We start from the raw sequence: 24,428 nt of genomic DNA on the forward strand, positions 1-24,428 counted from the left end.
CCGCCGACTCGGCTGGGGGGGGGGGGGGCTCATGCCCCCAGGGCCAGGGAGGCGGCGATGGCGAGCATGGTGAGCCCGATGACGGTGTCGAGCACGCGCCAGGCGACCGGGCGGGAGAACAACCGGTCGGCGAAGCGGGCGCCGTAGCCCAGGCCGGTGAACCAGATCGCGGAGCCGACCATCGCGCCGCCGGCGAACCACCAGCGACCGGGGTGGCCGTGGCTGCTGGCCAGCGAGCCGAGCAGCAGCACGGTGTCGAGGTAGACGTGCGGGTTCAGCCAGGTCAGCGCCAGTGCCTGGACGACGACGGCCGACAGCGTGGCCCCGACGCCCGAGCCCGCGGCCAGGGCCTCCCCGCCCGCCCACGCCCGTCGGAACGAGAGCAGGGCGTACCCGACCAGGAAGGCGACGCCGAGCCAGCGGATGAGCGTGATCAGCCACGGCACCGCTGACACCAGAGCGCCCACCCCGCCCACGCCCGCGAGGATCAGCACCACGTCGGAGAGCGTGCAGATGACCACCACCGCGCCCACATGCTCGCGACGCAGCCCCTGCCGGAGCACGAACGCGTTCTGCGAGCCGATGGCGACGATGAGCGAGAGGCCGGCGAGCAGGCCGGCGGCGAGGGCGAGGAGGTCCACGGCTCCACTCTCGGGGCGCAGGAACGTGAAGACCAGCGAAGGAATCTACGGATGCCTTAGCGTGACTTCATGCAGTACCCGGCCCACCACCTCGAAGCGCTCGTCGCGGTGGTCGACCACGGCACCTTCGAGGCGGCGGCTCGCGCCCTGCACGTGACCCCGTCGGCGCTGAGCCAGCGGGTCCGCGCCCTGGAGTCGAGCGTCGGCCAGGTGCTGGTGCGCCGCGCCAGCCCCTGCGAGGCCACGGACGCCGGCAGCGTGCTGGTCCGCCTCGGGCGCGCCCACGCCCTGCTCGACGCCGAGGCCGCCGCCGTCCTGGACCCGGGAGCGGCCGGCCGCACCCGCCTGAGCGTGGCGATCAACGCCGACTCGCTGGCCACCTGGTTCCACGGCGTGCTCGCCACCGCCGCGGCCTGGGACGACGTGGAGCTGCGGCTGCACGTGGAGGACCAGGCGTTCTCGGCCGACCTGCTGCGCTCCGGGCGCGCCCTGGCGGCGGTCACCGACGAGCCGGTCGCCGTGCAGGGCTGCTCGACCGAGCGGGTCGGGGCGATGCGGTACCTGCCCGTCGTCCACCCCGCGCTGCTGGCCCGCTGCACGGGCCCGGACGGCGCGGTCGACTGGGCCCGGCTGCCGCTGGTGCGGTTCAACGGCAAGGACGGCCTCCAGTCCGACCTGCTCGCGCGCCTGGGGGTCGCCCCCGCCGCGGCCGTGCACGAGGTGCCGACCTCCACCGACTACGTCGCCGCCCTGCGGGTGGGCCTGGGCTGGGGGATGCTGCCCGAGCCGCAGGCCGACGACCCCGCGTTCGGCACCGACGTGCTGGTGCCGCTGCCGCACCCCGCCGTCCGGCCTCTCGACGTGGACCTGCACTGGCAGCGGTGGCGGCTCGACTCCGCGCTGCTGGACCGGCTGAGCGCCGCCGTCCGGGACGCCGCCAGGGCGCTGCGGCCGTGAGGCGCCGCTGGTCGAGGAGGCCGCGCTGCGACCGTCGCGAGACCGAGGCCCGACGAACGACGACGGCCCGCCGGACGTGGTGTCCGGCGGGCCGTCGGGTGGAGCGTCCTCACCCGATCACGGGCGGGTGAGGAGTCGGGGGTGCGTCAGAACGCGGCCTCGTCGAGGTCCATGAGGTCGAGGTCGACGGTCTGGGCCTTCTTGAGCTCGGCGCGGATGCTCGGGAGCACCTCGTGGCAGAAGAACTTCGCGGAGGCGACCTTGCCCTCGTAGAAGGCCTGGTCCTTGCCGGCGTCGCCACCGAGCTTGGTCAGGGCCACCTCGGCGCCGCGCAGCAGCAGCCAGGCGGTGACGACGTCGCCCAGGGCCATGAGCAGGCGGGAGGTGTTGAGGCCGACCTTGTAGAGGTTGCGGACCTCCTCCTGCGCGCTCATCAGGTCGTTGATCATGAGGCCGACCATGGCGTTGGCGTCCTCGAGCGCACGGCCGAGCAGCTCGCGCTCCTCCTTGAGGCGGCCGTTGCCGGCCTCGGAGGCGAGGAAGCCCTTGATCTCCTCGGCGACGTGGCCGAGCGCGGTGCCCTGGTCCTTGACGATCTTGCGGAAGAAGAAGTCCTGGCCCTGGATCGCGGTAGTGCCCTCGTAGAGCGTGTCGATCTTGGCGTCGCGGACGTACTGCTCGATCGGGTACTCCTGCAGGAAGCCGGAGCCGCCGAAGGTCTGCAGCGACTCGGTGCCCAGCAGCACCCACGAGCGCTCGGAGCCGTAGCCCTTGACGATCGGGAGCAGCAGGTCGTTGACGGCCTCGGCCAGCTTGTCCTCCTCGCCGGCGTGCTGGGCCACCATCACGCGGTCCTGCCAGGAGGCGGCGTACATCACCAGCGAGCGCATGCCCTCGGCGAACGACTTCTGGGTCATCAGCGAGCGGCGCACGTCGGGGTGGTGGGTGATGGTGACGCGCGGCGCGGTCTTGTCGCCGGACTGGGTCAGGTCGGCACCCTGGACGCGGGACTTCGCGTACTCCAGCGCGTTCAGGTAGCCGGTCGACAGCGTGGCGATGGCCTTGGTGCCGACCATCATCCGGGCGTTCTCGATGACCTGGAACATCTGCGCGATGCCGTTGTGCACCTCGCCGAGCAGCCAGCCCTGGGCCGGGTGCTTCTCGCCGAAGGTGAGCTCGCAGGTGTTGGACACCTTGATGCCCATCTTGTGCTCGACGTTGGTGACGTAGACGCCGTTGCGCTCACCGGTGAGCTCACCGGTGGAGTGGTCGAAGTGGTACTTCGGCACGAGGAACAGGGAGAGGCCCTTGGTGCCGGGGCCGCCGTGGCCCTCGACGCCCACGGGGCGGGCGAGCACCAGGTGCATGATGTTGTCCTGCAGGTCGGACTCGGCCGAGGTGATGAAGCGCTTGACGCCCTCGATGTGCCAGGAGCCGTCGGCCTGCTGGGTGGCCTTGGTGCGGCCGGCGCCCACGTCGGAGCCGGCGTCGGGCTCGGTGAGCACCATCGTGGCGCCCCAGCCCTTCTCGACCATCAGCTCGGCGATGCGCTTGTCGCGCTCGTTGCCGTTGCGCTCCACCACGGAGGCGAAGGACGGGCCGGCGGCGTACATCCACACCGGGGCGTTCGAGCCGAGCACCATCTCGGCGATCGCCCAGTTCAGGGTGGACGGGGCGGGGGTGCCGCCGAGTGCCTCGGGGATCTGCAGGCGCCAGAACTCCGACTCCATCCAGGCGTCGTAGCTGGCCTTGAAGGAGGCCGGCACCGGCGCGGTGGAGGCGGTCGGGTCGAAGACCGGCGGGTTGCGGTCGGAGTCGACGTAGGAGGCCGCGAGGTCCTCGCGGGCGATGCGGTCGACCTCGGCGAGCACCTCGCGGGCGGTGTCGGCGTCGACCTCGGCGAACGGGCCGGTGCCCAGGACCTCGTCGCGCTTGAACAGCTCGAAGAGGTTGAACTCGATGTCGCGCAGGTTGCTCTGGTAGTGGCTCATGGCCCACCTTCCGGGTTCGTGCGGTCGTGCGTTGCGGGGGACGTGTGCCCACGAGGCTGCGGCCTCGGACGGCGTGGGGTGCCACGCGCTCTCGTCCGGCACGCAGCCCGGTGTTCTACTCACCGGTAACTTGGAGGATACCCGTGGGTAACGTGGACCACAAGCACCCCTCCACGACCGTGCGCTGAACGGTGGTGAGGGGTGGGGCGACGCCCGGGAGGGGCAGGAGCGGACGGCGGCCGTCAGTGCGGCTGCCAGGCGTCCTCGTCCTCGGTGGCGGCCACGACCTCGGGCGGCAGGTCGCGATCGGCCAGGGCCTGGATGCTGACCTGCTCGAACACCGCACGCAGGCTGCGGCGGGCGGCGATCCACACGTGCTGGAGCACCTCGGCGGAGTCGTTGTACTCCACCGCCTCCGGGCGCAGCCCGTAGACGCTGACCAGGGGGCCGTCGACGGCCCTGATCACGTCGGCGACCGAGACGTCGGTGGCCGGGCGGGCCAGCCGCCAGCCGCCGGACTGGCCCCGCTGGGAGAGCACGATGCCGGCCCGGCGCAGGTCGGCGAGGATGGCCTGGAGGAACTGCCGGGGGATCTCCTGGAGCCTCCCCAGCTCGTCGGCGCTGACGGCCTTGCCCTCGCTGCGCGCGGCCATCTCGACGAGCGCCCGGAGGGCGTAGTCGGACTTGGCAGAGACGCGCACGGGACCATCATTCCAGACCAGTCGACCGAGTCGGTCGACTTACTCGCCTCGCCCCGGCCCGGACGTGAGCCCGGTGATGTCCGCCGGGTGTCGGGTGCGCGCCGGCCGACGCCTCAGCCGGCCTCGGCCAGCCGGTCGCGCAGCTTGCGCTTCTTCTTCTCCAGCTTGCTCTCCAGGCGGGCGTTGCGGTGCTCGAGGTCGCCGACCTGCTCGCGCAGCCGGGCGACGTCGACCAGCAGGTCGGCCAGCGCGTCGGTGGCCACCTGGAGGCGGTGCTCCACGTCCGGCTCCGCCGGGGTGGCGGTGGCCGGCAGGGCGGGGACCAGTCGCTCGGGGTCGCCGGTGACGCTGTGCCCGCCGTCCTGCACGGCCTTGGCCCACAGGCGGCCGCGCTGCTCCAGGTCGGCGAGCATGGTCTCGGGCAGCAGCGCCAGCAGGTCGTCGACGTCGGCGGGGGCGTCGCCGCCCGCGGGCGTGAGGATGCTGGTCAGTGCGGTGGCGCGACGGGTGGCGGCGTCGGTGCGCCCGTCCACGGCCTCGTTGACCTCGCGCAGCACGGCCAGGCCGGCGAGGTCGGGCTCGGGATCGCCCTCGAGGTCGAGCGGCACCGCGACCGGGTCGACGCCCACCAGCCGCGCGACCACGGCCCACGAGGCGGACGCGGCGTCCTGGCCGGCGTCCGGGACGACGACGTGCACGCGGTCCGCGCGCCCGACCTCGCTCGCCCAGCGGCCGAGGACCTCGGGCAGGTCCTGCTCGGCCTGGAACGCGAGCGCCTCGTCGTGCTCGGAGTCGGTGGCGAGGACGCGGCGGGCGTAGCGCGGCAGCGTCAGCGAGGAGCCGTCGCGCACCGCCTGCACCCACGAGCGCACCAGCTGGTGGGAGGGGTCGGCCGCGGTCACCACGACGTGCACCTCGAAGCCGGCCAGGGAGTCGAGCAGCAGGTCGATCTGGTCGCTGCCGGCCCCGGCGAGCAGGTCCTCGGCGACGACCACCGCGCCCGGCACCGCCGAGGACGGCTTGCGGGCGCGCCGGCACAGGCGGGCCCAGCTGCCCTCCAGGTCCTTGCGGCGGCGACCGTGCGCCCGGTGCAGGCGACGCAGCTCCAGCGCCGCGTCCCGGGCGTCCTCGCGCGAGCGCGCGGGCACGTGCACGCCGTGCTCGGCCAGGGTCTCGGCGCTCGCGGCGAGCGCCTCACCGAGGCTGCCGGCCCCGGCGTGGTGGAGGCCGACCTGGATCACGAACCTGCGCTTGGCCATGGCGGCAGGCTCGCAGCGCGCGCCGACGTCACGACGGCGCGCTCGCGACGCCTCGGTGGAGGCGTGGTGAACGGTGGACGACGTCGGCCGGAGCTTCTTCCGCGGCAGCGGTCAGTCCTGGACGTGGCGGCGGACCCAGTCGATGAACGGGCTGAGCCGGCGCCAGTCGTCCCGCACGATCTCCAGGGCGTCCGCGGTGTGGATGACGGGCTCGAAGCCCACCAGGTGCCCCAGCGTCAGCGACTTGTGCCGGAGCAGCTCGATCCGCGGGTGGTCGGCGTCGAAGCCGCGCGGGGAGGTCTTGAGGCGGTCCCCGCCGGTCTCGAAGCCCTCGGCCTCGAGCCCGGTGACGAGCGACTCGAGCTCGGGGCCGTAGAGCTCGTGGGCCACGGCCTCGCGGAACGCGGCCAGTCGGGGCCCGGAGGCCTCGTAGAAGCCGGCGCCGGTGCGCAGGCCGCGGGGGGAGATCTCCACGTACCACCCGGTCGCCGGGGCGACGGCCACGTAGGCGCCCTGGTGGGTCTTGTAGGGCGTCTTGTCCTTGCTGAACCGCACGTCGCGGTACGGCCGGAAGATCTTCGCCTTGCCGAACTCGGGCTCCAGGGCGGCGCACAGCGCCGTCATCGGAGCCTTCACCGACTCCGCGTAGACGTGCTTGTGCGCCTCCCAGAACGACTTGGTGTTGTCGACCTCGAGGTCGTCGTAGAAGTCGAGCGCCGCGACGGGGAAGCCGGTGAAGTCCACGAGTGCCGACCCTAGACGGGCCGGCCCCACCCGGTCAGGCCCGTGGGCCCGGTCAGGCCGCGGCGGCGTGCTTCAGCGAGGCGACGTCGTCGAGGATGCGCGCGACCGCGGCGACGAGGGCCGGGGCGTCGAGCGGGTCCGCGGCCAGGTGCGTGGTCATGGCGACGTTGGAGCGACCGTCGGGGGTCTTCTCCACGAGCAGCCCGCCGTTGCCGATCGTGCGGCCGGTGGAGCGCAGGGCCTCCTCGATCAGCGAGGTGGCGCAGCGCAGGCCGGCGAAGGCCGGGGCCTCCAGCTCGATGAGGGTGGTGTCGCCCAGACGCTCCACCCACACGAGGACGCCGTTGTCGCCGTCCTCGACGGTCCAGCCGCCGTTGAAGAGGCCGACGCCGTCGAAGTGGGTGCACAGCAGGTCGTGCACCTGGTCCTCCAAGACGGGCCCGAGGTCGCCGAGGAAGTGGTTCCCGAGAACACTGGTCATGGAGCCAAGGTTAAGAGATCCCGCCGGTCGGCTGAGCGGCAGGTGGCCCATCGGACAATCCCGGACACGTGTCAATCACTGGCACCTGACCTGCAGAGATGTCAGATGAGTAGGGGTCTGGGTCGGTCGTGTGCAGGGCTGCCCTGTCGCAATTGCGCCGGTTCAGGCGTGCGGCGGCTCGGACGGCTGTCCGAGCGACGTCCGAGCATTCCGTCGGTATGTGAGGTCGGGAATCACCCGTGCACTGGTCTGGAGCGGTGGCGTGTCGTCCCCGACGCGACGTCACGAACCGCCGTCCTGGTGCCGCGCGATACCGGGAGGGGGGTCGGGGTTGGTGGACGACGGGATCGAGGCTCAGCCGGAATCCCTGAAGTCCCGGCCCTCGCAGCCGCACGAAGCGTCGTCGGGCGACGCCCGTTCTGCAGTGACGGAGGCGAGGTGCGGGCCGTGAGCGCAGCGAACGCGCGTGCCGAGCCGACGAGCGAAGAACGGGGGTATAAGCCCGGCGACATGTCGCCGGAGGCGACCGAACGATATGGAGCGGATGACGAGACTCGAACTCGCGACATCGACCTTGCCCGGAAATGTCTCAGGGTCGCGCTCTGGAGCGCGACCCTGGGAGCTGGAGCGGATGACGAGACTCGAACTCGCGACATCGACCTTGGGAAGGTCGCGCTCTACCAACTGAGCTACATCCGCGTGGCCGTGAGGCCGCTTGCAGCGTAGTCGATCAGTCCTCGGCCTGCGGCATCCGGGTGAGGGTGGGCCAGCGGGCGTCGAGGCCGTCGCCGGAGGAGCGGCCGGTGAGGCGGCGGTGCACCCAGGGGGCGGCCTGGTGGCGCAGCCAGTCGGCGTCGTGGCGCAGCTGCTCGCGGCGGGGGAGGGCGGGGCGCTCGACGGGGCTGGGGACGGGTCGCTCGTGGGGGACGCCGAGGGTGTCGAGGACGCGGGTGGCCATGAGGTCGTGGCCGGGGGTGCCCATGTGCATGCGGTCCTCGTCCCAGTAGCCCCAGTCGCGGTACTCGCGCATCCGCCAGTAGTCGACGACGTGGGCGTCGTGCTCGGCGGCGAGGTCGTCGACGACCTCCCGGACGAGCTCGTTGTAGAGGGCGAAGCGTCCGCGGAGCATGCGGTAGGTGGCGGAGCCGCCGGGGTCGAAGGCGGTCCACACGAGCAGGCGCGCGCCGGAGGCGGCGATCCGGGTGAGGGCGGTGCGGTAGTCGCCGACGAGCGCGTCGAGGTCGACGTTGGGGCGGAGGATGTCGTTGGCGCCGGCGTAGACGGTGACGAGGTCGGGCTCGAGCGCGAGGGCGGGGTCGACCTGCTCGGCGAGGATGGGCCGCAGCTTGCGGCCGCGGATGGCCAGGTTGGCGTACCCGAAGGGCTGCCCCGCCTCGTCCGCGTGGGCCTGGAGGTGCTCGGCGACGCGGTCCGCCCAGCCGCGCACGCCGTTGGGCCGGGTAAGGTCGGGGTCGCCGACGCCCTCGGTGAAGGAGTCGCCGATGGCCACGTATCGCTGGAACGCCGCGGTGTGTGTCACGGGGTCCACGCTAGGCTCCCGCCCGTGCTGCTCTCCGACCGGGACATCTCCGCCGAGCTCGACGCCGGCCGGATCGCGCTGGACCCCTTCGACCCGCAGATGATGCAGCCGTCGTCGGTGGACGTCCGTCTCGACCGGTACTTCCGGGTGTTCGAGAACCACAAGTACCCCGACATCGACCCCGCGCTGGACCAGTCGGACCTCACGCGGGTGGTGGAGCCGGACGGCGACGAGCCGTTCATCCTGCACCCCGGCGAGTTCGTGCTGGGCTCCACCTACGAGGTGGTGACGCTGCCGGACGACGTGGCCGCGCGCGTGGAGGGGAAGTCGTCGCTGGGACGGCTGGGCCTGCTGACCCACGCCACGGCGGGTTTCGTGGACCCGGGCTTCTCCGGTCACGTCACGTTGGAGCTGGCGAACGTCGCGACCCTGCCGATCAAGCTGTACCCGGGCATGAAGATCGGTCAGTTCTGCTTCTTCCGGCTCTCCTCGCCCTCGGAGCACCCGTACGGGTCGACGAAGTACGGCTCGCGCTACCAGGGGCAGCGCGGCCCGACGCCGTCGCGGTCCTTCCAGAACTTCCACCGCACACAGATCTGACCCGTCTGGGGCAGCCCCGGGCCATCGGCTAAGGTAAGCCTTACCTCACTGCATGGTGGGGCACCTTCCCCGAGCCGAGAGGCCGACGTGACCGCTGCGCCCGAGACCGACCAGCTGCCCTTCCTCATCACCGAGTGCGTGGTGACCCGCGCCGACCGGCTGACGCCGTCGTTCGTGCGGGTCGAGCTGGCCTCGCCCGACCTGGCCGAGTTCGGCACCGGGGGGCCGCTCTACGACCAGCGGATCAAGCTCGTCTTCCCGCACCCCGACGGCCCGATGCCGCAGTTCTCCGCCACGGGCGAGGAGCCCGCGCACGGCTGGTACGCCGCCTGGTCGGCGCTGCCGGAGCGGGAGCGCGGGTACATGCGCACCTACACCGTGCGGGCACTGCGCGGCTCCGGCGCCGACACCCGGCTCGTGGTCGACCTCGTCGTCCACGGCACCGACGGCCACGGCGAGGCGGGCCCCGGCTCCCGGTGGGCGGCCGAGGCGCGCGAGGGGTCGCGGGTCGCGATCGTCGGGCCCCGTCGCGGCCACCACACCGGCGGCATCGAGTTCGACCCCGGCACCGCGGCGCGGCTCCTGCTCGCCGGTGACGAGACGGCTGTGCCCGCCGTCCTCGCGACCCTGGAGCTGCTGCCGGACGACGCCACCGGCGTGGCCGTGCTCGAGGTGCCCGACGGCCGCGACGCGCAGGACGTGGCGGCGCCGGCGGGCGTGGAGCTGGTCTGGCTCCCGCGCGACGGGCACCGCGTCGGCGAGCGCCTGCACGCGGAGGTGCTGGCCCGGCTCGGCCACGGGCTCGAGGCCCGGGACGCGGCGGCGGCCGGTGCGGTGCTGGACGCCGGCGACGTGGAGGACAACGTCTGGGAGACCCCGCAGTTCTCCTCCTCCGGCGAGGCCGTCGACCAGGTCGTCGCGCCGTCGGGCGAGACCGGCCTCGACGACCTCTACGCCTGGATCGCCGGCGAGTCCCGCATGGTCACCGGCCTGCGCCGGGCGCTGGTGAAGGACCTGGGTCTCGACCGTCGCCAGGTCGCCTTCATGGGGTACTGGCGCGAGGGCGTGGCGATGCGGGGCTGAGTGCGCCCGTCGGCTTGGTCTCTCGGCTCGGGCTCAGTCCCTCGGCTCGGGTCGGCTCAGCCGTCGAGCCGGTCGGCCAGGCCGCGCAGGCCCGTGGCGAGGCGGTGACGCCCCGGCGTGGTGCGCTCGCCGCGCACGCGGGCTCGGGACTGGGCACGGGACTGGGCACGGGCGAGGCGGGCCTCGCGCTGCTGGCGGGCGGCGGTCTCGACGAGGTAGGGGTTCTCGGGCATGGCTGGCTCCTGTGGCTGTGGCTGTGGCTGTGAGTGGTGACCTGGGTGGTCGGGTGCGGGGATCTCGGGCTCAGGCGGGGTGCAGGGCGATGTCTCCGCTGACCGTGGTGGCCCGCAGGGCGACGTGGTCCTGGCCGTCGGCGGGCGGACCGACGGGCGCGAGGGTGGAGCTGAAGTCGCCGGAGACGCTGTTGACGTCGGTCCACACCGGGACGCCGGCGGGCACGCCGAGCCGCACGTCGCAGGAGGCCCCGCGCACCGTCAGGACCCCCCGCTGGACGCGCGCGGCCACGAGGTCGCCCGAGCCGCTGGTGAAGGAGAGGTCGCAGGCGACGTCGCCGAGCCGCACGTCGCCGGAGCCGGTCTTGATCCGCAGCTCGGCCGCCGCCGTGGCCTCCCCGACGCGGACGTCGCCCGAGCCGGTGGAGATGGTTGCGGGGGCGGCGAGGTGCTCGAGGTCGACCTGGCCGGACCCGGTGCGGACGTCGGTGGCGCCGGTGACGAGCCGGGCGTGGGTGTCGCCGGAGCCGGTGGTCAGCGTCGTGTCCGCGGACGCCTCGTCGAGGTCGACGTCGCCGGACCCGGTGCGCACGACGGCGTCCCCGTAGCGCCCGGAGACGCGGACGTCGGCGGAGCCGGTGCGCAGGTCGAGGCGGCTGCCGGCCGGGACGACGAGGTCGACGTCGAGCCGGGGGTCGCTGCTGAACAGGCCGCCGCGGGGCGAGGCCACGCGCAGCCGGTCGCCGTCGACCTCGACGGTGACGCGCTCGGCGTCCTTGCCGCGGACGTCCAGCGTCGTGCCGCCGGCCTCGACGAGGGTGACGGTGAGGGAGCCGCGGCCGAGCTCGACGAGCAGGTCGAGCGGGCCGGGGGTGTCGAGCTCGCGGTGCAGCGGGGTGTCGGTCATCGGTGGTTCTCCTCCGTGCGGCGGGGCTGCCGGGCTGCCTGGCTACTGGGGTGGTCGAGGGTGTGCGTGTCCGCGGCCGCAGCGCGCGGCTGCGGTCGGACGGGTGGGTGCTGGGGGTGGGGCCGGCGGCTCAGACCCAGCCGGACTGCCGGCGTCCGCGACTGCGACCGCCGCCGAAGGGCAGGTTGACGTCGAAGGTCACGCGGGTGCCGTCGTCGCCGGAGCCGTGGCCGGTGAGCGTGGCCTGGCGGACCGCGGTGACGAGCCAGGTGTTGAGCGAGGTGCCGGCCTGGGCGGCGAGCTCCTCGGCGCGGGTCTTCACCGACTCCGGGAGCCGCAGGGTTATGCGGGTGACCGAGTCGTCCTCGGGCTCCGGGGGCTCGGGTGCCGTGGGGGCGGGCGGCGGTGCGGGTGCGGCCGGCAGGCCGGCGTCCACCACGAAGTCGAGGTCGCGGCCGTCGAGCCGCACCTCCACGCTGCCGCTCGCCATGGCCGAGGTGATCTCGGCGGTGGCGTGGGAGATGGCCTCCATGAGGGCCAGGCGGGCCGCGGGCTCGATCGCCGCGGCGAGGCGCTCGGCCGCGGCGGCGACCTCCGGGGCGGAGGCGTCGGTGGCGGCGCGCAGGTCCCGGCGGAGGCCCTCGAGGTACGGCGTCATGTCCATGACGCCACTATGACACCACTCTGACGTCACTGCAAGGGTTAATGGTGTCGCCGTGGCGTCTGCGTGGTGTCACGCGGACGTCGTCGGGGGTGGGTGAGGAGTTCCCGCCCGGGCGGGTGACGCCGCTCACCGGCGGCGGACTTACGGTGTCTCGGTTGCCCTGCGCAACGAACGCGTGCCGGGTGAGACGGCACGCGAGCGGCAACGACGCCCAAGAAAGGAAGGCCCGCTCATGACGTGGCCCCACAGCCTGACGATCGGGGCACCCCCGGTCCTGGCCAGCGACACGATCATCTCGGCGCACGTCGTCGACTACCTGATCATCGCTCTGTACTTCGTGTTCGTCCTCGGGATCGGCATCGTGGCGCGCCGCCAGGTCTCCGACTCGGTGGACTTCTTCCTCTCGGGCCGCTCGCTGCCCGCGTGGGTCACCGGCCTCGCGTTCGTCTCGGCGAACCTCGGCGCCGTCGAGATCATGGGCATGTCCGCCAACGGTGCCCAGTTCGGCCTGCCCGCCGTCCACTACTTCTGGGTCGGCGCGATCCCCGCGATGCTGTTCCTGGGCGTCGTGATGATGCCCTTCTACTACGGCTCCAAGGTCCGCTCGGTGCCCGAGTTCATGTACCGGCGCTTCGGCACCGGCGCGCACCTGGTGAACTCGCTGTCCTTCGCGGTCGCGCAGCTGCTGATCGCCGGCGTGAACCTGTACCTGCTCGGCACGATCATCCAGGCCCTGCTCGGCTGGAACCTCTACCTCGCGCTCGTGGTCGCCGCGGTCATCGTGCTCTCCTACATCACCCTCGGCGGGCTCTCGGCCGCGATCTACAACGAGGTGCTGCAGTTCTTCGTGATCGTCGCGGCGCTGCTGCCGCTGACGCTGCTCGGCCTGCACAAGATCGGTGGCTGGAGCGGCCTGAAGGAGCAGATCGCGTCCGCCGCCGCGAGCAACCCGGACGGGCCCAGCGCCGCCCAGCAGCTGAGCTCGTGGCCCGGCACCGCCCTGACCGGGTTCTCCTCCGACTTCCTCTCGGTCGTCGGCATCGTCTTCGGCCTCGGCTTCGTGCTCTCCTTCGGCTACTGGACGACCAACTTCGTCGAGGTCCAGCGCGCGATGGCGACCAGCTCGATCTCGGCCGCGCGCAAGACGCCGATCATCGGCGCCTTCCCGAAGATGTTCGTCCCGTTCATCACCATCGTGCCCGGCATGATCGCCGCCGTCATGGTCTCCGAGATCGCCCGGACCAAGGCGGGCGAGGACGTCACCGGTGGTGCCGGCGGCACCGTCGACTACAACGACGCGCTGATCTACCTGATGCGCGACCTTCTTCCCAACGGCCTGCTCGGCGTCGCCATCGCCGGTCTGCTCGCCGCGTTCATGGCGGGCATGGCAGCCAACATCTCCGCCTTCAACACGGTCTTCTCCTTCGACCTGTGGGAGCGGTACGTGAAGAAGGACCGCGAGGACGGGTACTACCTGCGGATCGGCCGCTGGGCGACCGTCGGCGCGACCGTCGTCGCCCTGTTCACCGCGCTGCTGGCGTCCGGGTTCTCCAACATCATGGACTACCTCCAGACGCTGTTCGGGTTCTTCAACGCCCCGCTGTTCGCCACCTTCATCCTCGGCATGTTCTGGAAGCGGATGACCCCGACCGCCGCGTGGATCGGCCTCATCGCCGGCACGCTCTCGGCGGTGCTCGTGGCGTTCCTCTCCGACGGGACGCTCGGGGCGATCTCGATCGGCGTGCTGCCGCTCTCGGGCCAGGGCGCGTCCTTCGTGGCCGCCGGCGCGGCCTTCGTGGTCGACATCGTGCTCTCGGTGATCATCTCGCTGGTCACGACGCCGAAGCCCGCCTCCGAGCTGCGGGGCCTCGTCTACAGCGAGACGCCCAAGGAGGACCTGGTGGACGAGGCGGAGAAGACCCTGCCCTGGTACCAGCGCACCCTGCCGCTCGCCGGCGTCGCCCTGGTCATCGTCATCGTCCTCAACGTCGCGTTCTGACGCGCACTCACGGAAGGGAGTGAGCCATGCCTGCCAACGAGGTGCAGAACAAGCAGACCCACAACGCCGGTGTCTTCGACATCCGCAACATCATCGGCGCGCTGCTGGGCATCTACGGCGTGATCCTGGTGCTCATGGGGATCTTCGGTGACCCGGAGACCGACAAGACCGGCGGCCCCAACGCCAACCTGTGGGCCGGTCTCGTCATGCTGGTCGTCGGGATCGTCTTCATCGCCTGGTCGCGGCTGCGGCCCGTGAAGGTGCCCGAGACCACCGACTGACGCGTCCGCGTCTGCGTCAGGGCCCGCCCGGAACTCCGGGCGGGCCCTGCTGCGTGCCTGGTGGCTACATGCGCTCGGGTGCCTCGATGCCCAGCAGGCCCAGGCCGGTGGCCAGGACGCTGCGCGTCGCCGCGGCCAGCGCGAGCCGACCCTCCCGCTCCTCGCCCTCGGCCCGCAGCACCGGGCACGCCTCGTAGAACCGGGAGAGCGCCACCGCCACGTCGTGCAGCGCGGCGCAGAGGTGGTGCGGCTCCAGGGTCTCGGCCACCGTCGTCACGGCTCCCGGGAAGGCCGCCAGCGCCAGGGCCAGCCGTTCCTCCGCCGGGTGCACGGGCGGCCGTGCAGCCGGAGCCGCAGGGTCGCCCGCGCGGGCCAGCAGCGAGCAGAGCCGGGCGTGCGCGTACTGCAGGTAGGGCCCCGTGTCGCCGTCCATCGCGACCATCCGGGCCAGCGAGAACCGGTAGTCCCGCGTCCGCCCGTGCGAGAGGTCGGCGTACTTCACCGCGCCCACCCCGACGGCCCGTGCGACGGCGTCGCGCTCCTCGGCCGGCATCGACCCGCCCCACTCGGCGGCGCGGGCGGCGGCCTCGGCGTCGTCGAGCAGGGAGTCCAGAGACACGGTCTCGCCGCTGCGTGTCTTGAACGGGCGACCGTCCTCGCCGAGCACCGTGCCGAACGCGACGTGCTGCGTCTGCACGCCGTCCGGCAGCCAGCCCGCGGACCGCGCGAGCGCGAGGACCTGCTCGAAGTGCAGCGACTGCCTGGCGTCCACGACGTAGACGACCTGGTCGGCGCCCAGGCCACCCTCGGCCACGGGAGCGACCCGGTGCCGCAGCGCGGCCAGGTCGGTCGCGTCGTAGCCGAACCCGCCGTCGGCCTTGCGGACGAGCATCGGCAGCAGACTGCCGTCCCGCGCGGTGAACCCGTCGAGGTAGGCGCACAGCGCACCGTCGGACTCGGTGACCAGGCCGGCGTCCTGCAGGTCGGACACGACGCCCGGCAGCGCTGCGTTGTAGCTGCTCTCGCCGGCGACGTGCTCGTGCGTCAGCCCGACGCCCAACCGTGAGTAGAGCGCGTCGAACGCCTCGACCGACACCGCCACCAGCGACTGCCACGCCGTGAGCGTCGCCTCGTCGCCGGACTGCAGCGCGACCACCCTGCGCCGGGCCGCCTCGGCGAAGGCAGGGTCGGTCTCGAAGTGTGCCCGGGCACGCCGGTAGAGAGCGTCGAGGGCGGCGAGGTCGAGGGCCCCGACGTCGAGGTGCTCCGCCTCGACCTGCTCGATGAGCATCCCGAACTGCGTGCCCCAGTCGCCGAGGTGGTTCTGCCGGACGACGTCGTGGCCGGCGAAAGCCAGCACGCGGGCGAGCGCGTCCCCGATGACCGTCGAGCGCAGGTGGCCGACGTGCATCTGCTTGGCGACGTTCGGCGAGGAGTGGTCGACGACCACCCGCCTCGGGTGCTGCGGGCGCGGGACACCCAGGTGCTCGTCGGTCAGCAGCGTGGTGACGAGGCGGGCCAGCACCTCGGGGCGCCAGCGGAGGTTGAGGAACCCCGGCCCCGCGACCTCGACGTCGGCCAGGTCGGCGACGTCGAGGTGGGCGAGCAGGGCGGTGGCGACGTCCCGAGGCTTGCCGCCGGTGGTCGCGGCCAGCCTCAGGGCGAGGTTGGTCTGGAGGTGGCCGTGCTCCGGCCGGGTGGCGCGGCGCAGCTGGGGGTCGTCGTCCACGTCTTGTGACGTCGTGCCGGCCAGGGCGAGGTGGACGGCGGCACGCAACCGTGCGTCGAGGGTGCTGGTGAGGTCGGCCAGGGTGGTGCTCACGCGGGTCTCCGATGCTGGGGGCGCGGCGACCTGGTTCGGAGGGGCCGGCGCGCCGGGGAGGGCACCGGCGCGGGGCGCAGCGGTGCCGAGGGCGCGGGGCGCGCCTGCGGGAGCGTCAGCCGAGCACGGGCGAGTGACCGGACGGCGCCCACAGGCGCATCCGACGTCGCTCGCAGCGGATCAGCATGGGCGTGAGTATGCCTGCGCCAGGTTCGCTCGCGCCACTGCCTCGGGACGTCATACGGAGCGGACGCAGTGCCCCTCAGATGGATGACGTCCGCTTGATGGGCGGTGAGCTGGCAACCGGATGGTGGCCAGGTTCGGTTGCCTCCGCACCGCTGATCGCGCCGGAACGCGACCGGCGGTGGCCTGGCAACCCATCTGCGGGAGAGATCGGTTGCTGGGCCACCGCCGGTGCGGGGGTGGGACTCAGATGTCGAAGAGCGAGTCCAGGGCGTCGATGTCGACGTCCGTGCGGGGCTGGTGAGCCTCCGAGGCGTCCACCGGGGCCGCGGGGGTGGGCTCGGACGCAGCCGGCTGCTGCTCCTGCTGCGCCGACTCGGTCTCGGGCTCGCTCTCGGGCTCGTCGGTCGGCTCGTCCGTCGGGGTGGGCTCCGGGTCTCGCGACGGTTGCTGCGCAATCTCCTCGACCGCCGGAGCGGAGTCCTCGACGGGCGCGGCGGCGGGAGCGGCCGCGGCGGCGGTGACCGTGGTCGGCTCGGGGGCTTCGACGTCGAAGAGGGACTCCAGTGCGTCGATGTCGACGCCGGTGTGGGGCGTGTGGGCCTCGACCGAGGTGGACGCCGGGGCCGTGGCGGCCACCGGAGCGGGGGTGGGCTCCGGGTCTCGCGACGGTTGCTGCGCAACCTCCTCGACCATCGGAGCGGAGTCCTCGACCGCCGGGGTCGGCTCCTCGACCGACGATCCCGTGTCCTCGACCGCCGGGGTCGGCTCCTCCGCCGGTGGGGCGAGGGGAGCGGCCGCGGCGGCGGTGACCGAGGTGGGCTCGGGGGCTTCGACGTCGAAGAGCGAGTCCAGTGCGTCGATGTCGACGTCGGTGTGGGGCGTGTGGGCCTCGGTGGACGTGGGAGCCGTGGCTGCTGCCGGGGTGGGGCTGGGTGCCTCGGGTGCGGGGGTCTCGTGGCTCGTCGCCGGGGCTCCTCGCTCCTCGACCACCGGAGTCGGGTCCTCGACCATCGGAGCGGAGTCCTCGACCACCGGAGTCGGGTCCTCGACTGCCGGGTCGGCCGACGGTGCCGAGTTCTCGACCGGCGGGGCGGTTGGGGTGGCCGCGGTGCCGGTGACCGAGGTGGGCTCGGGGGCCTCGACGTCGAAGAGGGAGTCCAGGGCGTCGATGTCGACGTCGGTGCGGGGAGTGTGGGCCTCGGTGGAGGTGGGTGCCTCGGGTGCGGGGGTCTCGTGACTCGTCGCCGGGGCTCCTCGCACCTCGACCACCGGAGTCGGGTCCTCGGCCACGGGTGCCGCGTCCTCGACCGACCGAGCGGAGTCCTCGACCAGCGGGGCGGCGGCGGGGGCGGCCGCGGCTGCGGTGACCGTGGTGGGCTCGGGGGCCTCGACGTCGAACAGCGAGTCCAGGGCGTCGATGTCGACGTCGGTGCGGGGCTGGTGTGCTTCGGTGGAGGTGGGTGCCTCGGGTGCGGGGGTCTCGTGGCTCGTCGCCGGGGCTCCTCGCTCCTCGACCACCGGTGCGGCCGGCGGAGCGGAGTCCTCGACCACCGGAGCGGAGTCCTCGGTCGGCGGGGCCGGGGGAGCGGAGTCCGCCGGGGTGTCGAAGAGCGAGCTGGCGTCGTCGGGCACGTCGAAGAGCGAGTCCCCGCCCGAGGCCTTGGCGGCCGGGCCGACGTCCTGCGTCTCGGTGACGGTCGACGCGGTCGCGGTGACGTCGCCGGGAGCGGGCTCGGCCCGCTCCTCCACCGGCGCCGCAGGGGCGGCCGCGGTGGCAGCAGCGGCGACCGGGGCCGGGGTGTCCCCCTTCACCGAGGCGAGCAGCATCTGCGCGACGTCGAGGACCTCGACCTCCTCGCGTGCCTCGCCCGCGGCCTGCTTGGCGGTCAGGCCGTCCGAGAGCATCACACGGCAGAAGGGGCAGCCGACGGCGATCTGGTCGGCGCCGGTCTCGACGGCCTCGGTGGTGCGGTTGAGGTTGATCCGGGAGCCGGTCTTCTCCTCCATCCACATGCGGGCACCGCCGGCGCCGCAGCAGAAGGACTTCTCGGAGTTGCGGGGCATCTCCTTGAACTCGGTGCCGGGCAGCACCTGGAGCAGCTCGCGCGGGGGCTCGTAGACGCCGTTGTGGCGACCGATGTAGCAGGGGTCGTGGTAGGTGATCGAGCGCTTCTGCGTGGCCGCGCCGCCACCCACGGGGGTCAGCTTGCCCTCGCGCACGAGGCGGTTCAGCAGCTGCGTGTGGTGGACGACCTCGAGCTCGATGCCGAAGTCCTTGTACTCGTTCTTCAGCGTGTTGAAGCAGTGGGCGCAGGTCGAGACGACCTTCTTCACCCGGTACTCCTTGAACGTCTCCACGTTCTGGGCGGCCAGGCCCTGGAAGACGAACTCGTTGCCGGCGCGGCGGGCCGGGTCGCCGGTGCAGGTCTCGCCGTTGCCGAGGACGCCGAAGGAGACGCCGGCCATGTCGAGCAGCTCGGCCACGGCGCGGGTGGTCTTCTTGGCGCGGTCCTCGTAGGCGCCGGCGCAGCCGACCCAGAACAGCCAGTCGACCTCGTCCAGGCTCTCGATCGTGTCGCCGACGACCTGGACGTCGAAGGGGAGGTCCTTGGCCCAGTCCAGGCGGCCCTGGGCCGACATGTTCCACGGGTTGCCCTTGCCCTCCAGCCCCTTGAACAGGCCGTTGAGCTCGGGCGGGAAGTTCGACTCGACCAGCACCTGGTAGCGGCGCATGTCGACGATGTGGTCGACGTGCTCGATGTCGACCGGGCACTGCTGCACGCAGGCGCCGCAGGAGGTGCAGTTCCACAGGACCTCGGGGTCGATGACCGCGTCCATGCCGGGCGGGTTGTAGAACCAGTCGCCTCCCTCGGTGGAGGTCTCGTGGCCCTCGAAGGTGCCGCCGGTCTCGCCGACGAGCGCCTTCTCGACCTCGCGGGCCAGCTCCGGGTCGGCGGCCAGCATGGCCTCGCGCTCGGACTCGTCCGCCAGCAGGTAGGGCGCCTTCGCGTACGCGTGGTCGCGCATCGCGGTGATGAACAGCTTCGGCGAGAGCGGCTTCTCGGTGTTCCAGGCCGGGCACTGGCTCTGGCAGCGTCCGCACTCTGTGCAGGTGGTGAAGTCGAGGATGCCCTTCCAGGAGAAGTCCTCGACCTTGCCGACGCCCAGCGCCGTCTCCTCGTCCATCTCCTCGAGGTCCTCGAGGGTCAGGGCCTTGCCGTTCGCGGTCATCGGCTTGAGGCCGCCCAGCGCGGTGGTGGCGCCGTCGGTGTCGCGGCCGACCGCCTCGCGCTTGAACCAGATGTTGAACCAGGCGGTGAAGCGGTGCCAAGCCACGCCCATCGTCAGGTTCGAGGCGATCACCAGCAGCCAGACCAGGGCCAGGACGACCTTGATCAGCGCGATGACGATGACGGTGTTCTCCAGCGTCCCGACGGCGTCGGGGCCCTGGGCGAAGAGGGCGTCGCCGACGTAGGAGGAGACGGGGAAGTGGAAGCGGCTGAAGTCCTCCAGGTGCTCGCCCTCGGCCTGGCCGAGGTTGTACTCGGCGCCGCGGATGAAGAGGATCGCGGCGCCCTCGAGCAGCGCCATGACCTCGACGAAGTAGGCCTGCCACGCGGTCGAGCCGAAGAACCGGGAACGCCGGCCGAGGCTGCGCGGGTGGTGCTTCTGCCGGTAGACGATCAGGAAGACGATGCCGATCGTCGACAGCACGCCGAGGGCCTCGTTGAGCCACTCGTAGAGGAAGAAGTGCCCGATCAGGGGCAGCACGAAGTGCGGGTCGAAGAGCTGCACGAAGCCGGTCGCCACGGCACCGGAGAGCACGATGAACCCGGCGTAGACGAACCAGTGCATGATGCCGACCCAGTGCCACTGGAGCATCCGGGTGTGCAGCACGGACTCCTTCAGCAGGGTCACGGTGCGCTTGCCGGGCTCGTCGGTGCGGCCGGTGGTGGCCTGGCCGATGCGGATGGTGGCGACCATCCGGGACACGGCGCGCGCGACCACGACCACGGTCACGACGGTCAGGGCCAGCGCGACCACGATGGCGAAGGTCTGCATGTAGCGGTGCTCCTCGTCTCCTCGGTGCGCGCCCGACGTCCGTCGGGGGACACGGGCGCTCGTCGGAGCCTAGGCGTGGCGCGGGCCACAGGGCAGGCCCTGACGTGTGGGGAAGATCCTACTTGGCGGTAACTTCCCTGTCGCCTCCCGGCGGGGGAGCGACGGGCTGCGCGCGCGGCTCCACCCGGGCCAGCCCGGCCACGGCCAGCAGCACCAGCACGGTGCCCGCCCAGCCGGCCGGGCCCAGCCGCTCGCCGAGCAGCAGGGCGGCCGCCACCGCGGCGGTCACGGGCTCGAGCAGGGTCGCGACCACGGCCGCCGACCCCGTCGTCGTCCGCAGGCCCGCGTAGAGCAGGGCGTAGGACAGCGCCATGGTGAACACGCCCAGGTAGACCAGCAGCGCGAGGGCGCCCGGGTCGCCGGTCAGGTGCGGGCCCGGCGTCAGCAGCGCCACGGGCACGAGGACGACGGCACCGATCCCGGTCGTCGCGGTGGTCAGCGGCAGCGGCGCGGCGGCCCCGGCCAGCAGGCCAGCGCGGTCGGTGGCGAACGCGTAGGCCGCGCCCGCGGCCAGCGCCAGCAGCACCCCCAGGACCCGCGCGCCGCCCTCGGTAGCCGCGGCGCCGTGCCCGGTCGCGGAGACGAGCAGCAGGCCCACCAGCGCCACCGTCACCGTGCCCACCGCCCAGCGGTCGGGCGGACGCCGGTGCCGGACCGCCTCGACCACCGTGAGCAGCACGGGAGCCAGCCCGAGGCTGATCACCGTGGCCACCGAGACCCCGGCGAGCACGACGGCCGCGAAGTAGAGCGTCTGGTAGAGCGTCGTGGAGAGTCCCACGAGTGCCACCGCGCCCGGCCGCTCCCGCAGCAGGCGCAACAGCTGACCACCCTGGCGCACCGCCACCACCGCGACCAGCAGGACGAGGGCCGCCAGCGCGAGCCGCCAGGCGCTGGCGGTCACCACGTTCATCGGCGCCCGCTCACGCACGAGCGTCACGGTGAGGCCGCCGGTGCCCCACAGCACGCCGGCGAGGCAGACCTGCACGAGGCCGGCCGAGGACCGGGGCGGGGAGCTCACCCGGGCAGTATCGGGGTCGGCGGACGGCCCCCGAGCCGACGGGTCAGCAGGTGGGCGGTCCGCAGCACGCCGGCGGCCAGGTCGGCCGCCGACTCCTCGCCGGCCGGGTAGGTCAGCGCGATGGCGGCCACCGGGAGGCCGTTGTGGTCCAGCACGGACGCGGCGACGCCGGCGAGCCCGGCGGTCACCTCGCCCTCCTCCTCGGCCCAGCCGCGGGCGCGGGTGTCGGTCAGCAGCGCCCGCAGCGCGCCGGGGGAGGCGGGACCCGAGCCGGTGCGGTCCACGAAGGCGTCGCGGTCGGGGTAGAGCGCCCGCACCTGCGCGGCCGGCAGCGCCGCGAGCAGCGCGCGGCCGGAGGCCGGCAGGTGTGCCGGCAGCCGGACGCCCACGTCGGTGACCAGCGGCGGGCGCCCCGGCGCGCGCTCCTCCAGCAGGTACAGCACGTCCCGCCCGTGCAGCACCGCGAGGTGCGCGCTCTGCCCGGTCTCGTCCACGAGGGCGGCCAGCGGTCGCCGGGCGATCCGCTGGAGCGGCTCCTGCCGGGTGTAGCCGCTGCCGACCTCGAAGGCGGCCACGCCGAGGCCCCAGCGGTGCTCGTCGGCCAGGTGGGTCACGAAGCCCTCGTCGGCCATGGCGGTGAGCAGGTGGTACGCGGACGACCGCGGCAGGTCGCACGCCCGGGCGATGTCGGCCAGCGGCACCGGCGCGGGGCGGGTGGCCAGGTAGCGCAGGACCCGCAGCGTCCGGGTGGCAGCGGGGACCTGGGGCACGCGGTCAGTCTGCCCGAGAGGGCGGGGAGGTCCGGACAGGCGCAGGCCCGGTCCCCGGGGGGTGGGGGACCGGGCCTGCTGGGAGACCGCGAACCGGCGGAAAGGGGGGGATGGAGCCGGTTCGACGGTGGAGGTGGTGCGTCAGTCGACGATGGCCAGGCGGGAGAAGCCCAGGTCGACCACGGAGTCGATGTCCGTGCCGTCGAGCAGCGTGAGCCGCAGCGGCACCAGGCGGATGCCTCCGGGGTAGCGCTTGACGACGTTGGTCTGGATCTTCAGCAGACCACCGGGGATCTCGACGACCTGGTTGTTCAGGTCCTCGGGGGCCATCTGCTCACCGTCCATCGAGAAGCCGATGACCTGGGTGCTGGCGTTGCGCTTGAGCGTGCCGTCGGCGAGACGGGCGACCCGGACGGCGCCCTTGATGGCGTCGACGGTGATCGGGCCGAGGGTGAGGTCGGCGATCTGGCTGCGCTCGATGCCGGCGGTCTTGCGGCGGCTCTGGTCACCGCGCTGCCAGACCTTCGCGGCGCCGACGTCGAGGCCCTGGGCCTGGAGCATCCCGGTGGTGTCGGCGGCGGCGTTGCTCTGGGCCTCGCCCTCGGTGCCGGCGCACGGCATCACCTGGTTGACGGCTCGGCCGACCTGGAGCAGGTCGCCCAGGACGTTGGCCTTGACCGCGGCCGCGGAGCCCTCGAAGACGCCGTTGATGACGCCGCGGTCCATCTGGGCGGTGGTGCGCCCGACGAAGACCTTGGTGCCCGTGGGGATCACGGTGATCTTCGCGGCCACGGAGTAGGCGTAGGCACCGCGCTTGCTCTGCTTGGTGACGTTGCGGCCGAGCTCGATGGTCGCCAGGCCCGGGATGGTGATGGGGGTGTCGGCGTCGGGGATCTCGATCTCGACCGGGTCGCCCAGGGCGGGGGTCAGGACGATCCGGCCGATCTGGTTGTCGGTGATGGCCCGGAAGCCGTCGGGGCCGTGCTGGGCGGTCGCGGTGGAGCGCAGGCCCTGGATGGAGAGCGTGCCCAGCTCGGTCTGGGCGAGCACCACCTCGGCGACGCGCTCGCGGGAGACCGTGGCGACGATGCCCTTCTTGGGCTTGCGCAGGGTGCGGCTGTGGGAGGCGACGCCGCGCACGGTGGCGACGTCCTCGGGCAGCTCGGCCTCGGCGACGAAGTTGCGGTTGCCGACACCGGCCATCGAGGTGCAGGACACGACGCTGCGTCCGGTCTTCTGGGAGTCGGCGGGGATCTGGTCGCCGATGACCGTGGTGCCGAAGCCCTTGGCCTTCATGGCGAACGGGGTGGGGGTGCCTTCGTCGTCCACGCGAGCCTGAGCGGACGTCGGAGCCAGGGCCAGCGTGGCGCCCAGGGCGGCAGAGGCGACCCCTGCGACGACGGTGCTGAGACGGACGGGCCGACGGGCGGTCATGTGATGGGGGGACATGAGCTCTCCTCGGTTGGGGTTCCCCGGGCCCCCCTCCCAGGAGGGAGAAGCCACGGTCGCGGCTCCCCCACTGGAAGGCCCAACGGCAGATTTAACTGAGAGTTACGCCATGTCGGTAAAGAACTTTTGCCCGGTCCGTACCGGTTCAGCGTGGGCTGTCGAGGATCAGCGTGATCGGGCCGTCGTTCACGGACGCCACCTGCATGTCCGCGCCGAAGCGTCCGCGCTCCACGTGGGCGCCCAGGTCGGCCAGTGCCGTGCAGAAGGCCTCGTAGAGGGGCTCGCTGACCGGGCCGGGGGCGGCGGCGCCCCACGACGGACGGCGACCCTTGCGGGCGTCGCCGTAGAGGGTGAACTGGCTGACCACCAGCACCGGGGCGCCCAGGTCGGCCGCGGAGCGCTCCTCGCGCATCAGCCGCAGCTCCCAGACCTTGCGCGCCAGCCACGCCACGTCCGCCTCGCCGTCGTCGTGGGTGACGCCCAGGTAGACCAGCAGGCCCGGCTCGTCGGTGCGCCCGACCACCTCGTCGGCCACGGTCACGGAGGCGGAGAGGGTGCGCTGGACGACGGCTCGCATGCCGTCATCCTGCCGGGCCGGGCGTCCGCGGCCGGTGGCGGGCCTACCGTGGTCGGCGTGCCCGCGCCGACGCCCGTCTCCGACCTGCTCGCCCGGCTGCCGCTGGGCTGGAGCGAGGTGCGTTACCGGGGCCGGCGCTGGTCGGTCACCCGCAGCGTGCAGGTCGGTGGCCGCTCGCAGAAGGTGCTGGCCCACGAGCTGGGTGGCACGGGCCTGGTGAGCGCCAACGTGTACGTGCCGGACGACGGCGTCGAGCGGTTCCGCCCGTGCGAGATGCCCGCCGAGGAGGTCGTGGCGTTCCTCGAGGGCTGGGTGCCGGTGGCGGCTCCGTCGGCAGGGGGGATGACCGGCGGAGCCGCCGCCGATGTGACGTAGTTCACCACGCTCGGGTCGTGGTGGCCAC

At 72.9% G+C, this 24,428-nt stretch carries 22 protein-coding genes and 1 tRNA gene; 6 read left to right on the forward strand and 17 right to left on the reverse strand.

Translation table 11 applies throughout. The annotated features are described in order from the left end of the window. Positions 1-29 precede the first annotated feature (29 nt). Positions 30-641, reverse strand: a complete 612-nt coding sequence (locus M8330_RS08470; protein ID WP_250826990.1) for a LysE/ArgO family amino acid transporter — start codon at positions 639-641, stop codon at positions 30-32. Positions 642-710: 69 nt separating this feature from the next. Between M8330_RS08470 and M8330_RS08475 the strand changes: the two genes are divergently transcribed. Beyond that, positions 711-1,598 carry an ArgP/LysG family DNA-binding transcriptional regulator gene (locus M8330_RS08475; protein ID WP_250826991.1) on the forward strand — a complete coding sequence of 296 codons (888 nt, stop codon included), beginning with the start codon at positions 711-713 and terminating at the stop codon, positions 1,596-1,598. 146 nt (positions 1,599-1,744) lie between these two features. Here the strand turns inward: M8330_RS08475 and M8330_RS08480 are convergent, their stop codons facing one another. The 7 genes from M8330_RS08480 to M8330_RS08510 all read right to left on the reverse strand — a co-directional run bounded on the left by M8330_RS08480 (position 1,745) and on the right by M8330_RS08510 (position 8,314). Then, positions 1,745-3,589, reverse strand: coding sequence for an acyl-CoA dehydrogenase (locus M8330_RS08480; RefSeq protein WP_250051252.1), 1,845 nt, complete (start codon positions 3,587-3,589; stop codon positions 1,745-1,747). A gap of 242 nt (positions 3,590-3,831) precedes the next feature. Beyond that, a complete protein-coding gene (locus M8330_RS08485) occupies positions 3,832-4,290 on the reverse strand; it encodes an RrF2 family transcriptional regulator (RefSeq protein ID WP_250051251.1) in 459 nt (152 codons plus the stop codon). 113 nt (positions 4,291-4,403) lie between these two features. Continuing rightward, a complete protein-coding gene (locus M8330_RS08490) occupies positions 4,404-5,549 on the reverse strand; it encodes a hypothetical protein (RefSeq protein WP_250826992.1) in 1,146 nt (381 codons plus the stop codon). Between the two features lie 111 nt (positions 5,550-5,660). Further along, positions 5,661-6,293 (reverse strand): DUF2461 domain-containing protein, encoded by a 633-nt coding sequence (locus M8330_RS08495; protein ID WP_250051249.1) that lies wholly within the window; start codon positions 6,291-6,293, stop codon positions 5,661-5,663. A gap of 52 nt (positions 6,294-6,345) precedes the next feature. Then, positions 6,346-6,774, reverse strand: coding sequence for a hypothetical protein (locus tag M8330_RS08500; protein ID WP_250051246.1), 429 nt, complete (start codon positions 6,772-6,774; stop codon positions 6,346-6,348). 623 nt (positions 6,775-7,397) lie between these two features. Beyond that, positions 7,398-7,473 (reverse strand) — tRNA-Gly (locus tag M8330_RS08505). 31 nt (positions 7,474-7,504) lie between these two features. Beyond that, entirely contained in the window at positions 7,505-8,314 is an 810-nt protein-coding gene (locus M8330_RS08510) for an SGNH/GDSL hydrolase family protein (protein ID WP_250826993.1), read from the reverse strand. 24 nt (positions 8,315-8,338) lie between these two features. Between M8330_RS08510 and dcd the strand changes: the two genes are divergently transcribed. Continuing rightward, on the forward strand, positions 8,339-8,914 hold the full coding sequence (dcd, locus tag M8330_RS08515) for a dCTP deaminase (protein ID WP_250826994.1): 576 nt from the start codon (positions 8,339-8,341) through the stop codon (positions 8,912-8,914). An 87-nt stretch (positions 8,915-9,001) separates the two neighbouring features. Continuing rightward, entirely contained in the window at positions 9,002-9,997 is a 996-nt protein-coding gene (locus tag M8330_RS08520) for a siderophore-interacting protein (RefSeq protein WP_250826995.1), read from the forward strand. A gap of 56 nt (positions 9,998-10,053) precedes the next feature. Here M8330_RS08520 and M8330_RS08525 read toward each other — a convergent pair whose 3' ends face one another. The 3 genes from M8330_RS08525 to M8330_RS08535 all read right to left on the reverse strand — a co-directional run bounded on the left by M8330_RS08525 (position 10,054) and on the right by M8330_RS08535 (position 11,801). Then, entirely contained in the window at positions 10,054-10,230 is a 177-nt protein-coding gene (locus tag M8330_RS08525) for a hypothetical protein (RefSeq protein ID WP_250051238.1), read from the reverse strand. 70 nt (positions 10,231-10,300) lie between these two features. Next, a complete protein-coding gene (locus M8330_RS08530) occupies positions 10,301-11,137 on the reverse strand; it encodes a DUF4097 family beta strand repeat-containing protein (RefSeq protein WP_250826996.1) in 837 nt (278 codons plus the stop codon). Positions 11,138-11,267: 130 nt separating this feature from the next. Continuing rightward, on the reverse strand, positions 11,268-11,801 hold the full coding sequence (locus tag M8330_RS08535) for a toxin-antitoxin system HicB family antitoxin (protein ID WP_250826997.1): 534 nt from the start codon (positions 11,799-11,801) through the stop codon (positions 11,268-11,270). Between the two features lie 274 nt (positions 11,802-12,075). Here M8330_RS08535 and M8330_RS08540 point away from each other — a divergent pair, with 274 nt between their 5' ends. Together M8330_RS08540 and M8330_RS08545 are read left to right on the forward strand one after the other, a co-directional pair. Beyond that, positions 12,076-13,800 (forward strand): sodium:solute symporter family protein, encoded by a 1,725-nt coding sequence (locus M8330_RS08540; protein ID WP_250051579.1) that lies wholly within the window; start codon positions 12,076-12,078, stop codon positions 13,798-13,800. Between the two features lie 26 nt (positions 13,801-13,826). Then, on the forward strand, positions 13,827-14,081 hold the full coding sequence (locus tag M8330_RS08545) for a hypothetical protein (protein WP_250051231.1): 255 nt from the start codon (positions 13,827-13,829) through the stop codon (positions 14,079-14,081). Between the two features lie 64 nt (positions 14,082-14,145). Here the strand turns inward: M8330_RS08545 and argS are convergent, their stop codons facing one another. The 6 genes from argS to dtd form a co-directional block, all read right to left on the reverse strand. Further along, complete coding sequence (gene argS, locus M8330_RS08550) at positions 14,146-15,903, reverse strand: arginine--tRNA ligase (protein ID WP_250826998.1); 1,758 nt, start codon at positions 15,901-15,903, stop codon at positions 14,146-14,148. A 429-nt stretch (positions 15,904-16,332) separates the two neighbouring features. Beyond that, on the reverse strand, positions 16,333-20,151 hold the full coding sequence (locus M8330_RS08555) for a heterodisulfide reductase-related iron-sulfur binding cluster (protein WP_250826999.1): 3,819 nt from the start codon (positions 20,149-20,151) through the stop codon (positions 16,333-16,335). 118 nt (positions 20,152-20,269) lie between these two features. After that, the gene (locus M8330_RS22410; protein WP_250827000.1) at positions 20,270-21,229 is read right to left on the reverse strand and encodes a DMT family transporter; all 960 of its coding nucleotides are present in this window, start codon (positions 21,227-21,229) and stop codon (positions 20,270-20,272) included. Next, on the reverse strand, positions 21,226-21,999 hold the full coding sequence (locus M8330_RS08565; protein ID WP_250051223.1) for an IclR family transcriptional regulator: 774 nt from the start codon (positions 21,997-21,999) through the stop codon (positions 21,226-21,228). The genes M8330_RS22410 and M8330_RS08565 overlap by 4 nt, the downstream gene beginning before the upstream one ends. Positions 22,000-22,140: 141 nt before the next feature. Further along, a complete protein-coding gene (locus M8330_RS08570) occupies positions 22,141-23,448 on the reverse strand; it encodes a choice-of-anchor P family protein (RefSeq protein WP_250827001.1) in 1,308 nt (435 codons plus the stop codon). Positions 23,449-23,593: 145 nt separating this feature from the next. After that, positions 23,594-24,025, reverse strand: coding sequence for a D-aminoacyl-tRNA deacylase (dtd, locus tag M8330_RS08575; RefSeq protein ID WP_250827002.1), 432 nt, complete (start codon positions 24,023-24,025; stop codon positions 23,594-23,596). A gap of 57 nt (positions 24,026-24,082) precedes the next feature. Between dtd and M8330_RS08580 the strand changes: the two genes are divergently transcribed. Next, positions 24,083-24,400, forward strand: a complete 318-nt coding sequence (locus M8330_RS08580; protein WP_250827003.1) for a peptide methionine sulfoxide reductase — start codon at positions 24,083-24,085, stop codon at positions 24,398-24,400. Positions 24,401-24,428: the final 28 nt, after the last annotated feature.

It is taken from the genome of Nocardioides bruguierae (assembly GCF_023656415.1).
In the GTDB taxonomy this organism is placed as follows: Bacteria; Actinomycetota; Actinomycetes; order Propionibacteriales; family Nocardioidaceae; genus Nocardioides; species Nocardioides bruguierae.

Coding starts and splice junctions, on each gene's coding strand:
- M8330_RS08490 (WP_250826992.1), bottom strand. CDS start 5,549: ATGGCCAAGCGCAGGTTCGTGATCCAGGTCGGCCTCCACCACGCCGGG.
- M8330_RS08555 (WP_250826999.1), bottom strand. CDS start 20,151: ATGCAGACCTTCGCCATCGTGGTCGCGCTGGCCCTGACCGTCGTGACC.
- M8330_RS08480 (WP_250051252.1), bottom strand. CDS start 3,589: ATGAGCCACTACCAGAGCAACCTGCGCGACATCGAGTTCAACCTCTTC.
- M8330_RS08530 (WP_250826996.1), bottom strand. CDS start 11,137: ATGACCGACACCCCGCTGCACCGCGAGCTCGACACCCCCGGCCCGCTC.
- M8330_RS08545 (WP_250051231.1), top strand. CDS start 13,827: ATGCCTGCCAACGAGGTGCAGAACAAGCAGACCCACAACGCCGGTGTC.
- M8330_RS08475 (WP_250826991.1), top strand. CDS start 711: ATGCAGTACCCGGCCCACCACCTCGAAGCGCTCGTCGCGGTGGTCGAC.
- M8330_RS08500 (WP_250051246.1), bottom strand. CDS start 6,774: ATGACCAGTGTTCTCGGGAACCACTTCCTCGGCGACCTCGGGCCCGTC.
- M8330_RS08535 (WP_250826997.1), bottom strand. CDS start 11,801: ATGGACATGACGCCGTACCTCGAGGGCCTCCGCCGGGACCTGCGCGCC.
- dtd (WP_250827002.1), bottom strand. CDS start 24,025: ATGCGAGCCGTCGTCCAGCGCACCCTCTCCGCCTCCGTGACCGTGGCC.
- M8330_RS08525 (WP_250051238.1), bottom strand. CDS start 10,230: ATGCCCGAGAACCCCTACCTCGTCGAGACCGCCGCCCGCCAGCAGCGC.
- M8330_RS08570 (WP_250827001.1), bottom strand. CDS start 23,448: ATGTCCCCCCATCACATGACCGCCCGTCGGCCCGTCCGTCTCAGCACC.